The 13,479-nt window shown below is 41.7% G+C and carries 7 protein-coding genes; 6 read left to right on the top strand and 1 reads right to left on the bottom strand.

Features of this window, described 5'->3' with window-relative positions; translation table 11 throughout:
* Positions 1-239: 239 nt before the first annotated feature.
* On the bottom strand, positions 240-4,424 hold the full coding sequence (locus FLL46_RS13340; protein ID WP_142894143.1) for a hybrid sensor histidine kinase/response regulator: 4,185 nt from the start codon (positions 4,422-4,424) through the stop codon (positions 240-242).
* Positions 4,425-4,727: 303 nt separating this feature from the next.
* Here FLL46_RS13340 and FLL46_RS13335 point away from each other — a divergent pair, with 303 nt between their 5' ends.
* The 6 genes from FLL46_RS13335 (at position 4,728) to FLL46_RS13310 (ending at position 13,277) form a co-directional block, all read left to right on the top strand.
* Positions 4,728-5,234, top strand: coding sequence for an Lrp/AsnC family transcriptional regulator (locus tag FLL46_RS13335; RefSeq protein ID WP_142894141.1), 507 nt, complete (start codon positions 4,728-4,730; stop codon positions 5,232-5,234).
* A 216-nt stretch (positions 5,235-5,450) separates the two neighbouring features.
* Positions 5,451-6,902, top strand: a complete 1,452-nt coding sequence (locus tag FLL46_RS13330; protein ID WP_142894140.1) for an NAD-dependent succinate-semialdehyde dehydrogenase — start codon at positions 5,451-5,453, stop codon at positions 6,900-6,902.
* Between the two features lie 203 nt (positions 6,903-7,105).
* Positions 7,106-8,395, top strand: coding sequence for a 4-aminobutyrate--2-oxoglutarate transaminase (gene gabT / locus FLL46_RS13325; RefSeq protein ID WP_142894138.1), 1,290 nt, complete (start codon positions 7,106-7,108; stop codon positions 8,393-8,395).
* Positions 8,396-8,604: 209 nt separating this feature from the next.
* Positions 8,605-9,465, top strand: coding sequence for a helix-turn-helix transcriptional regulator (locus FLL46_RS13320; protein WP_142894137.1), 861 nt, complete (start codon positions 8,605-8,607; stop codon positions 9,463-9,465).
* A gap of 170 nt (positions 9,466-9,635) precedes the next feature.
* Entirely contained in the window at positions 9,636-10,880 is a 1,245-nt protein-coding gene (locus FLL46_RS13315) for a Zn-dependent hydrolase (protein WP_142894135.1), read from the top strand.
* An 84-nt stretch (positions 10,881-10,964) separates the two neighbouring features.
* Positions 10,965-13,277, top strand: a complete 2,313-nt coding sequence (locus FLL46_RS13310; RefSeq protein ID WP_142894134.1) for a CehA/McbA family metallohydrolase — start codon at positions 10,965-10,967, stop codon at positions 13,275-13,277.
* Positions 13,278-13,479: the final 202 nt, after the last annotated feature.

The following is a 13,479-nucleotide window of genomic DNA, read 5'->3' as shown; positions in this document are numbered from 1 at the left end:
GGGTTGCAAAACCCAACATTTTGGTCGAGTCGAATGACGGCTTTTAATTTTATGGAGAAATTTAGAAAAATATTGAACTCATGTTTTTATTATTTTAGCCCAAATGCCGGGTTTCCTTCGTCTACCCAGCCTACAGAGCAACCCATAAGAGCCAATACCAAAAACTATTCACATAAACTTTGTCAATTTTTCAGACACACCACTCATAATCCTTTCAAATAAAAGGACCAACAATAAACTTACTCAAAACACTTCGCTTTTTCATAAAGCTTTACCAAACACTCTTTTAATTCATCCAAACGATAAGGTTTAGCCAGAAAATCGTGAATCAATCCGTTGTCCTTCATCCCTTCGAAATCCTGTAAAACATTGGCAGAGCAAAGAACAATCAACAAATGCTGCTCGAAATAATGTTGATTAATTTGTTCAACAAGACCTAATCCATCCAAATTGGGCATTTGTAAATCGGCAAATAACACGTCATAGCGTTTATTTGTAATAGCAATGAGAGCTTCTTTTCCATCTGAAACCGTGTCGACTTGGTAACCCAACTTGTTCATACACATTTGAAATACTTTCTGATTAACAACATTGTCTTCCGCGAGAAGAATTTTAAGCGGATGGGCTAAGCTGAATTGCTCATTCGACGCTGCTTTTTCTTCGGGTTGTTCATCATTTCCTCCAAACAGCGCTTCCAACCGTCTTATCATTTGGGCGAGTTTAATCGGTTTATAAGTGATCTGATTAAATTCAGTAAGGTGCTTATGCTGATAGTTCTTTGCGTAATTTGGCGAAGAAATTAAGACTTTGGGGCAACTCAACAAACGAGTTTCGGCATCTGACTGAATCCAATCTAAAAACTTATCGGCAGCAGTATTGTTGCTATTTTTTTCCAATAACAGCACATCTGGGTTTGAAGACAGTTCGCTTCCTTCCTTAACTTTTCCTTGACGAACGATTGAGCTGTCTCCGATTACCTGGTTGACACTCTTAAAGTAAACGCTCATTCCAACACTAATAGAAAGGTTAGAAATTATTTTTTTGGTGAACTCGTTACAACCAACAGCTAGCATCACTTTATTATTTAGAATCCCTGTATGAGTTACTGCGTAAATCCCTTGACTGTCCGTCGGCACGCCAACCTTAATTTCAAACGAAAATATTGTCCCTTTGCCCTGCTCGCTTTTAACGCTAATTTCTCCTCCCATCAATTTTACAATACGTTGACAAATGGATAGACCTAATCCTGTACCACCATACTTTCGTGAGGTGCTCGCCTTGGCTTGGGTGAATTCTTCAAAAATATGCACTTGCTCAAGCTTAGACATACCAACACCACTATCCTCAACCATAAACCGCAGATTCACATCGTCATCATTATGCCGTTCACCACATTGAATTACGACATTAACAAAACCATGTTGAGTGAACTTTATCCCATTACTTACCAGGTTTGTGACAACTTGTTTTAACCGCATTGCATCAGAAATAATTTCTCCGGGTATGTTTTCATCAACCACAAAACTTAATTCGATATTTTTCTCATCGACAGCACTAGTAAATAGGTCTAACGTGTTCTCTATGCACTCCCTCAAATTGAATTGGCGAGCTTCCAGCTCGAGCTTACCCGACTCAATTTTAGACAGATCCAGAATATCGTTAACCAACAACAGCAAACTCTCTGCACTATGCTTAATGACCTGAGAATAAGACTTTGACTCTTTTTCAAGCTTACATTCCGACAGTAAAGAAGCAGCACCTATCACACCATTTAACGGCGTCCGAATCTCATGACTCATTGACGCCAAGAATAGTGACTTCGCCTGGTTAGCAGTCTCTGCAAAGCGACGCCTTTCTATCGCTAGCGACGTTTTATACCTTTGGTTATAGAGCAGCGCGAGCAATATTAGAAAAGCAACAGCATACAAAGTATATGCCCACCAGGTTCTCCAGGGCGCCGGCAGAATTTCAACATTAATTTTAGTGATTTGGTTACTTAAATCATCATTCAAACCAATAGTGGTTACTTTAAAGGTATAATTCCCCGCATCAAGATTAGTATAAACCGCACGGCGATTAGAATAATTCGTGCGTGTCCATTCGTCGTCAAAACCTTCCATTTTGTAAGCAAAGCGTACGCGTTCTTTATAACGATGATCTAACGATGAAAATTCGAAACCGAATACAGACTCTTCATAATCGAGTTGAATCGCTTCTGCATAACTAACGTGATAATCCTGATCAATCTGTGCACCTTTCTGAGAAACTTTTGAACTTTTATTGGCAAGTAAAAAATCGGTTAAGACAACCTTCTCCAGATGTTTAGGCGCTTTAATCTTCAACGGGTCAAAATAAGTTACCCCGTGAGGACCACCGAAATAGATGATCCCCTGTTCATCCATATGGTGACTACCAATTGTATATCCCCTAAGTACACCTTCCGACAAGGCAAAGTTATAAAATGATTTGTTTGCATAGTCAAACCGGCTCACACCTCGTGTCGTACTCATCCATACTTTTCCATCGCTGGACTCATACACACCACCAATGGCGTCAGCAATTAATCCATCTTTGCTGTTAAAACTTTCTATTTTTAATTCATCTTTATTTTTCACGACTCGGTTAATACCACCACCTTGAGTACCCACCCACAATGCGCCTGATGGGCTGATTGAAACGCTGGTGACAGTTGCGTGGCTCAACTTAGTTTTTCCAGTTAATGGAATACGTTCAAATTGTTCGCTCCCCTTGGGTAAAAAATTTAATCCACCGCCGGAAGTCGCTATCCACAAATTATCCTCGCTATCGACTAACAAACCATTCATTGAAATCGCATTATAGGAAAGACTAGTCGCATCATCGGGCTTATTCTGAAATTGCTTAGCCTCTCCGGTTGAAGGGTTAAAACGAATAAGTCCTCGCCCCCGACTACCGAACCACAATGTGCCATCTGAAGATTCAGCAAAGCCGTTGATATGATATTTCTCTACATCGGTAATTTCATCGTTATATTGAAAAGTCTGCTTGTTCTGAATGCCTTCGATATGGGGAAATAATCCAAGTTTATAATGACTTATCCATATCTGATTTTTGCTATCGATAAATATTCGCTTCACCCGATCCATGTCGGCATTATCAAGCAATGACTGAGGTTTGGTGATTTCAATCGTTTTTTTCTTTTTATTAAATTTTGCTAGCCCGCCGAAACTATTGCCAAAGTAGATTAGATCACCCGATGACTTGATCATGGAGACACTTTGATCAGCAAGCGATATCTGATCAGTTTTTGATAATCTTAACTTATTAAATTGCCGACTTGATAAGTCAGTTTTTCCAATACCGAAACGCCAACTACCGGCCCACAAAATATCGTTATCCAACAACAGACTATAAAGACTAATTCCATGCAGGCTATTGCTGTCATCAGTTGTTTTTTGGTGCGCTCTGAAAACTTCAAGCTCTTTATCAAACTCATACAGCCCTTGGAATCCTGAGGCTATCCACAAGGTATTATTTTTGCCGGCAATGATTCTATGAATTAAACGAGGTTTTGTCTCACCATCGGTGTCATAGTCGTAATATCGCTTAAAAATTCCGGTGGCAGGGTCAAGTCGACTGAGACCTCGGCCATACGAACTAATCCAGATGTAACCAAGTTGATCAATATTAATCGCGTTAACATGATCACCGCTCAGACTAAAATTATCTGCTGGATCATATCGAAAGTGTTGAAAGGACTGTGTTTTAACATTAAATCGGTCTAATCCCGCGCTCGGAAAGTGTCTTAAAGGAGTGTGACTCAACCCTAACCAAAGATCACCGGATTGATCTTCGGTGATAACTTTTACTGCGTTACCGCCGATACTATTAATATCTTCAGGATCATGAAGATAACGCTTAAAAGTGTTTTGTTTGCGATCAAAAAGATTGAGTCCGCCGTTGGCAGTCCCCACCCAAAACTGATTACGGCTATCGATAAATAGAGCTGTCACCTGGTCAGAAGCAATACTGAGCTCATTATCCGGATCGTGTCGAAAAGTGGTGAAGGTTTCTGTCTTGGGGTCAAATTTATTGAGTCCTCCATTTCTAGTTCCTATCCAGATAAGACCGTCGCTGTCTTCAATTAATGCCCAGATGTAATTGTCGGATATTGAGGTTGCATCATTACTATCATGTTTAAAGACGGTAATATTATAACCATCGTAGCGGTTAAGTCCGTCCTGGGTTGCAAACCAAAGATAACCTTCTCTGTCCTTTAAAATATCAATCACAGAGTATTGAGACAAACCTTGGTCAACAGATATGCTTTCAAAATGCAGCGGAGCAGAATGATAAAAACTGTCATGACTCCCTGCGTTTGCTAATCTATGAGCGACCAGTGATGTCAATATGAGAACAACACAAGTATTAATAAAGTACTTCATAAACCTACGACAGGAAAACCTTTTACTTAATTGAGCATAGCTTATGAGTGCCCAACCTGCACTGAATATGCTTCGGTTAGCAAACTGTATCAGTCAATTAGGCCGTGCCAATTAATACTTTAAAAGGCCGCCGGCGTTTCGATAACGGGAGTTCAATCATGAATGTCAACACAGATAATAGTAATTTCTTTGAATCGCATTTTTTATCGGCGACAACGAGTCGGTATTTGTTATACTCTTTTATAAGCAACTAACAACTTTATTTCGATCTTTTCATTCCGCAAATTAACAGCCGAGTTTTCAATGAACAATAGTCAACAACTGGATCGTATTGACATCGCCATACTGGCCGAGCTTCAGCGCAATGGCCGAATTAAAAATGTTGATCTCGCTGAAAAAGTTGCTTTGTCTGCCAGCCCTTGCTTACAACGAGTTAAACGACTGGAAAAAATGGGCTTTATTACCCGCTACTGCGCCGAGATAGAAATTAACAAAATAACCGAGGTGGTTGAGGTTTTCACACAGATAACAATATCTAAACATACTCTTGAAGACCACAGCTATTTTGAAAGAGAAATTACTAAAATACCGGAAGTCATGGAGTGTTATCTGGTGAGTGGTGGCTATGATTACCTGGTTAAGTTTACTTGCCGCAGCATTATCCATTATCAAAATACTATTCAACAACTGCTAGACTCAGAGCTCGGTATTTTTAAATACCATAGCTATGTGGTGATGAAAACAATCGCTTCTAAAAGAGAATACCCTATTTCTCATTTAACCAAAAACCTCCCTGCCTCCAGCAGCTGACTGCGCCAAATAACCGGGATCAGTCAACGCTTGTTTACAAGTGTCCAGACCTTAGAATGTTGTTAAAATCTAAATTTTTTAGCGAAAGAAATTTTCTGCTTCTGCACTAAACCTGGACGGCATTTTCTGCTTTCGCAGGATCTAAATTCAAAAGCCTATTTTTCAACTTTGCGCGTATTATTTTCTTATTGAAGATTAATACGAGAGTTGAAAACGATGTTAAATTTAACCGACCAAAGTTTGCTAAAAACTGACGCCTATATTGATGGTGAGTGGGTAAGTTCAAGAAATACCATAAATGTGTTGAATCCCTGTAACCACGAGACCGTAGCCAAAGTCGCTAAACTCGGTGCTGAGCAAACCGAAGCAGCCATAGATGCCGCTCACAACGCCTTAAAATCCTGGCGTTCAATGCCAGCTAAGGAGCGTTCTCAATTATTGCGCCGATGGTATCAACTGGTCCTCGAAAACCAGGAAGATCTGGCGCAAATTCTGACTGCTGAACAAGGCAAAGTGCTGGCCGAAGCGCGTGCCGAAATCGCTTACGGTGCAAGTTACATCGAATGGTTTGCCGAGGAAGCCAAACGCGTTTATGGAGACACGATTCCGGCGCCTTCTGACGACAAACGTATTGTCTGCATTAAACAACCGGTTGGCGTGGTTGCTTGCATTACGCCATGGAACTTTCCGAACGCAATGCTCACTCGAAAAATCGGCCCGGCGCTTGCTGCCGGTTGCACCGTTGTGTGTAAGCCTGCTTCTGAAACACCACTATCGGCACTCGCGCTTGCTGAACTTGCTGATCGTAGCGGCATACCTAAAGGCGTCATTAACATCGTGACCGGTAATGCCCACGACATAGGTACTCGTTTATTGTCGAGTACACGAGTCAGAAAGCTTACCTTTACCGGGTCAACCGAAGTTGGCAAGAAACTGGTCTCACAATGTAGCGAAACACTTAAAAAAATGACTATGGAACTCGGCGGCAACGCACCTTTCATCGTTTTTCCCGATGCCGATCTTGATGCTGCAATTGACGGTGTAATGGCCTCAAAATTTCGTAACAGCGGGCAAACCTGTGTGTGCACCAATCGAGTTTTAGTTCACTCAGATATCTACCAGGAATTTGCAGACAAATTAGTGAGCGCCGTAAAACAACGACTGGTACTTGGCTCAGGAGATGATGAAAAAGCGACTAACGGCCCACTCATTACTAAGTCTGCCTGTGACGCCGTTGATCGATTGGTCCAAACTTCAATCGCCAAAGGTGCTGTGGTTAAGTTGGGCGGACAACCGAGCACTTTAGGTTCATGTTTTTACCCACCGACTGTATTAACCAATGTGACTAACGATATGCCTGTCGCGCGTGAAGAAGTATTCGGCCCTGTTGCTCCGCTAATCTCATTTGACAACGAAGAGCAGGCAATTGCGATTGCGAATGATACCAATGTTGGGCTGGCTGCCTATTTTTATACCCGCGATATCGGTCGAGTATGGCGTATTGCCGAAGAACTGGAATACGGCATTGTCGGCATCAACGAAGGGATCACCTCAAACGAAATGGCCCCGTTTGGCGGGATTAAAGAATCGGGTTCTGGTCGAGAGGGTTCCAAGTATGGCCTGGATGATTACCTGGAAATTAAATACATGTGCATGGGCGGAATTTAACCCATGTTCAGTTGACCCTTAGTTCAGTTGATTCTTAGTTCAGTTGATTTTTAATTCAATTGATACTTGGTTCGGTTTGATATCCCATTGGCTCAAAAATCGTTTAACTCATAGCCATCTCGGTTTTAAGTTAAGAGTCCCTTGATCAAACTGACAAATCACTAAAACACGAAATAATCTGTCGGAAGATCGGGAGTAAAGTAATGACAAGCAACTCACAAATGCAACAACGAAAAGAGAAAGTAATCGCCAAAGGACAGGGAAATCTCACTTCTATTTATGTAAAACGAGCAAAAAATGCCGAGCTTTGGGATATTGAAAACAACCGGTATATCGATTTCGGTAGTGGTATTGCAGTCTCTAATACAGGACACAGCCACCCTCAAATCGTTGAAGCAGTAAAGCAACAACTCGATAATTTTAGCCATACTTGCGTAATGGTAACACCTTATGAAAATGCAGTAGCGTTAGCAGAAAGATTAACCGAAATTGCACCGGGGCAAACACCGAAGAAAGCGATATTTGTAACCACCGGCGCCGAAGCCGTCGAAAACTGTGTCAAAATTGCCCGCGCTCACACCCGACGTCGTGGCATTATCGCTTTTAACGGCGGCTTTCACGGTCGCACAAATATGACAATGGGACTCACTGGAAAAATAACCCCTTATAAAAATTTGTTCGGCCCATTCCCAAATGAAATTTACCATATCCCCTTCCCTATTGCCTATCACGGGATCAGCGAGCAACAAAGTCTTGGCGCCTTGCAAACATTATTCAAAGTCGACATAGATCCCAGTGACGTCGCTGCTATTATCATTGAACCTGTCCAGGGCGAAGGTGGTTTCTATGCTGCATCAACCAGTTTTTTAAAAGCATTACGAGCGATCTGTGATCAACACGGTATTGTTATGATCGCCGATGAAATTCAAACCGGCTTTGCCAGAACCGGCAAAATGTTTTGCATGGATCACCATGATATTGAACCAGACTTAATAACAATGGCGAAAGGAATCGCCGGTGGTTTTCCACTAGCGGCAGTTGTCGGTAAGCAGGAGATTATGGATTCTTCATTACCAGGTGGTCTCGGTGGAACCTACGGAGGCTCACCGGTCGGCTGTGCCGCGGCGCTAGCGGTACTAGACGTTATTGAGCAGGAAAAACTGGTTCAAAGAGCTGTTTTGATCGGCCAACAATTTGCTGCCAGATTAGAAATTTTAAGACGAGAGTTTAGCCAAACGGTCGGAGAAATTCGCGTTTGTGGCGCAATGATTGCGATCGAGTTGATCGTTGACGGCGATGCAAACCAACCCAACGCAGAGATGACCAGGAAACTGGTACAACAAGCCAGTCAACAGGGGCTTATTTTGTTGAGTTGTGGAAGCCGAAGTAATGTGATCCGCTTTTTACCACCCTTGACAATCAGTGACGAACTCATTGATGAAGGAATGGCGATTTTAACAGAGTGCTTTAACATACTTCATAAGGACGGATAAATATCTGAAAACCCATAATCCAAACGCCAAAAGTTAACTTTTAGACACAAGACTCAGCAAAATAGGCTTGCAAAAGGTTTCATCGCAGAACACAATGATATTGTAAGATATCTGCCTGTCTTCAAGGTTTTCAAAACACCTTGGATGGTTTTAATCAGGGCAGTATCAACCAACAGCTATTGATGTTTTGCGATTGAACCTATTTGCCGATGAAAACTTCCGATTCACAATTTTCCAAGCCTCAATTTTCCGACCTCCAGTTTTCCAACTCCCCTTTCTGGGTATCTGAATTTGCAGCAGAACTCATTCGTTCACTCAATCAACCTGACTTTGGTCAAAAACTATTTCAAATTTTGAAAGCGAACTTAACTTTCGATAGTTTCGTCATTATGCTTTACACCAATGAGTCTGCCCCGGAAATTCTTCATGACGAAATTAAAGAAAAAAATGACGTGTTTTATGACATTTATCTCGGCGGCGCTTTTTTAATAAGCCCAATATACAGCGCTTATAAACGGGGTGACTATGGTTTTTTTCCAATTAGAGAAATTGTTCCCGATGATTTTTACAATAGCGAATACTACTTAAGTTATTATTCTAAGAGTGGCCTGCAAGATCAACTGATTATGATTTCCCAGATTAATGAAACCAAAGCGGTCGCTATTTCTATCGGTCTGTTAAGTGGAGAATTTAGTCAGGATGATATCACTATGACGAGACAACTCTACCCAATCATAAACGCCGCTGTAAACAAACAGTGGTCGACACTGACCAAACAAAATAATGATTTGTCTAATCAATTACAACGCGCGTTTGATCTATTTGCCAGCTCAGTTTTAACAGAAAGAGAAAGAACCGTTATTCAAAAGCTGATGCAGGGACACTCATCGAAATCCGCAGCCAAAATCCTGGGGATCAGTGTCGATACTGAACGCTCATATCGAAAATCCGCTTATGGAAAACTCAACATAAACTCACAATCTGAATTATTCAATCTGCTTTTTTCTTGTCTGGGATACGCTGATAATGAACTTGACTGCGATCCGCTTGTTTTGTTTCTCAATCAATAATTTTCGCTATTTATTTTTGAGATCACCCACAAATGTGGGTAGTTCTCCTCTCTCTATTTTTATATGCTGGTTAAAACATCAAGTCCGGCTGACAATGAGTCTTAAATTAATACAAATTTGAAGTCTCATGGGAGCAGCCGCTCAACCAATGAGTAACAATCGAGCATACAATGTCAGAGCATTCTTCCCTACACATCAACCAACAAAGGCTTTGGAATTCGTTAATGGAAATGGCGGAAATCGGAGCAACAAATAAAGGTGGGTGTAATCGTCAAGCATTAACCGAACTCGATAAGTTGGGACGCGATCTTTTTGTGAGTTGGTGCATCAGTGCAGGCTGCGAAATTATGATCGATGAAATCGGAAATATTTTCGCTCGTCGCTCCGGGGATGCCGAGGAAGAATCAGCCATACTCACCGGTAGCCACCTGGATACTCAGCCAACCGGCGGTAAATTTGACGGTGTTTATGGCGTACTGGCAGGACTGGAAGTTATCAGAACCCTCAACGACAATCATATTTCTACTAGTCATCCCATTGAAATCGTTGTCTGGACCAACGAAGAAGGTGCAAGGTTTTCGCCCGCTTGCATGGGTTCAGGAGTTTGGAGTGGTGAATTTAAATTAGAGGATATCTATCAGATAACGGATAACGACGGGCAGAGCGTGTTAGACGAGCTCACTAAAATTGAGTATAAAGGTCTGCTCCCTGCAAAGCCGCGGCCTGCGAAAGCGGCGATAGAACTTCATATCGAACAAGGCCCTATTCTCGAAAACGAGGCTAAACAAATTGGCGTGGTCACGGGCATTCAAGGATTACGATGGTTTGACTTAAGCCTGAAAGGTGAACCTTGTCATGCTGGACCTACACCGATGTCATCACGCCGTGATCCTGTTCAGAGCATGTTACCTATTCTGGCATGCTGTTATGACCTGGCTGAAAAATTTAGTCCATGGGGTCGAGCCACAATTGGATGCATTGAAGCAATTCCCGGTTCTCGAAACACGGTTCCAGAAGAATTGAAAATTAGCATCGACTTACGTCACCCGGATGCTGGCACACTCGACGAAATAGATGAAATATTTCGCGTCTATGTTGATGAAGTTTGTAAGGCAAATCAGATTGAATACACGTTAGAGGAAACCTGGCGGATGGAAGTGACTCAGTTCGATGATCTTTGTGTTAATACGATAAAAAACGCGACTGAAAACCTCGATTATCAACACATGGAAATCTACAGTGGTGCCGGCCATGACTCCCTTTATGTATCACAAAAAGTGCCGACCGGGATGATTTTTATTCCTTGTGAAAACGGACTATCACATAACGAAGCCGAAAATGCGAAATCCGAAGACCTGGCCGCTGGGGCTAACGTGTTACTTCATTCTATTTTAGAACTTGCAATCGTTAAGTAAGTTGAGAATTAACCGTTCAGGCACTCATGAAATATTAACGCTATTTGAAACATGCTAACTCACCAACAACACACAGAATTTGTCATGGCTCCTACTTCGTGGAAGAGCTTGTTGGGGAGACTTAACCGTCTCCCATTTTTTTTATTGTTCATTGCTGGCTTAAGTCATGTCGAGCTGCAAGCACACGACACCATAGCTGGCTCTCGCCATCACTTCGATAATCATTCGAATAACACCAAGGACAACACCAAGGATAATAATAAGACTTCAAAGTCCGATAGTTCAATTTCAGGCGACTCTAATTTAGATAATCCGCGCGGAATAAAAACATTAAATTGGACAAGAGAATCTATCAATCGGGTTCTCACTGCAGGCTATCCAGAATCTTTTGGAACCTTTGCGTTTACTCGCAGGCAAAACCCAGAATATCAATCGATCAACGGAAATAACTGTGTCAAAGCGAATTATCTTGCATTCGATATTGATGATAATTTTGCTTTTGACATCGATGAAAAAATCCAACTGAAATTGTTGGTCAAATCTTCTAATAGCAACTCCCTGGTTTACGGCTATGACCGTCATGGAAGAGCCGATGCAAACGCAACAGTTTCTTTAGACAACACGCGTGAAAACCTTAATGACAATCAACTTTTCTGGCTTAGTCTGGATTTAGACCGAGCCAGATTTATCAACCGAGGTATCGGTGGTACAGATTTTGTTTTAACTACACTGGAAACGATGTTGCCTTTAGCCGAGCTCGGCCCAAAGACCCAGACAACTTTTACCCTTTGTGATATCAAAATAACTCGGCCACAACCGAATCAAACGCAAACGTCTCGTCAAACCATTACTTTTAAATTTATTGACCATAACACTGACTCCAAAACTCCTGTGAGGCTTGGTATTTACAACAGTCGTGGTTCTTCTGTGCTAGCGTCTGAAAGCGCAGTCCCAATTAAATACTACGAACGTGAAGTCAAACACCTGAACTTAAAGTCCTACTTCGCACCTTACCAATACTGGCCTCATGCTAATCGTTACTTCGTGTACTCCGATGGCGAGTACCAGGTCGAATTATCTGCAGGCACTTACACCATCATAGCGACCAAGGGTCCTGAATATAAAATTGCTCAAAAAGAGATTACTGTCTCTGCAGGAAAACCGATCAATCAAATTGTTGAAATCGATATGAAACGCTGGATTAACCTGCCTGAAAAAGGTTGGTTTTCAGGTGATGTTCACATTCATATGCAACGCGGACAAAAAGATCACCGTTCTATTTTTTCTATATTAAAAGCCGAAGATATTCATGTGTCCAACTTGCTGGAAATGACGAATACAGAGCAAACTCACTTTCGCCAGTTTGCGATGGGCGAAAAAGGCAAAATTCAGATAGATAATAACGCCATAGTTCCCGGTACAGAAGGACCAAGAACAGCTCACCGAGGCCACATTCTTGCGCTCAATGTCGCTAATACTTTACTGGCTAGCGAACAGTACTTTCTCTATCACAAATACCTGGCATTTTATCAACAGCAAAACGCGCTGACCGGGTACGCGCACGTCGGCTCTGGTGAGTTTAATGCAGCATGGGGACTGGCGCTGGATGCACCATTTGGTTTAGTCGACTTTGTGGAAATTATGCAAGCTAATCGGTTACGCACCAAACTCTGGTATGAGCTGCTCAACCTTGGCTTTAGAATTTCTCCAGCAGCAGGGTCCGACTTCCCCTACTTTGATCAACCTGGCGCGGTCAGAAGTTACGTTAAAATTGAAAATACAACGGAAAAATCGAAACCATTTCTTTCTACTCAAAAATGGTTTGATGGTCTAAAACGAGGTCGAACACTGATAACTAATGGCCCTTTCATTCAACTTTCAGTTAACAATAATGAACCAGGTAGTATCCTTGAGATTACAGACCAATCCCCATTGAAAATTGAAGGCAAAGTCAGTATTAATTCTGATTTTGATTCGATTGATAGATTAGAACTCATTCGCTGTGGCAAAGTCATTAAAACGATAACACCTGATACTGCAGACAACAAAACCCAGTTGAGTTTGAATTACCAATTGTCAACCCGGGACAGCGGCTGGATCGCGCTAAGAGCCTATGGAAAAAACTATACCTTTGCCCATACCGGCGCAGTTTACCTGAAAAACCACTCAGCGCTAAGTGCCTGTAAAAATCAGGCAAGTGCAACAATTGCGACTATGATGACCCGTTTAGATCAAATGGAAAACTCAACGGTTAGTTTAAGTAAAGAACTGGAGTTCTGGGAAAGTGAAAAAATAAAAAACCTTTATTCTCAGCAGCTTCCTTTGTTAAAAAAACGCATTAATATGGCGAGAGATTTCTACCGCCATCTTCAGTCGCAAATTAAACCACCTCTCTAAGGCATGTTTACCTTTCTTTCTTTGTTTGAATCTGTTTTTTCCTGCCGTATGAATTCAAACAGTGTATTGAAGATCGAACTTTGTGGATTGGGTTTTGGATGTTAAAGATCAGCTAATAACGCGAATTGTCAATCATAATCAACTACGAAATTGTTCTTAGATACATAACGAAACCTGGTTACTTAACAAAACCCACATTACC

Origin of the sequence: Aliikangiella coralliicola, assembly GCF_007004725.1 — a bacterium.
Classification (GTDB): domain Bacteria; phylum Pseudomonadota; class Gammaproteobacteria; order Enterobacterales; family Kangiellaceae; genus Aliikangiella; species Aliikangiella coralliicola.
The sequence above is the reverse complement of the archived record's forward strand: the minus strand, read 5'-3'. Positions and strand labels throughout refer to the sequence as shown.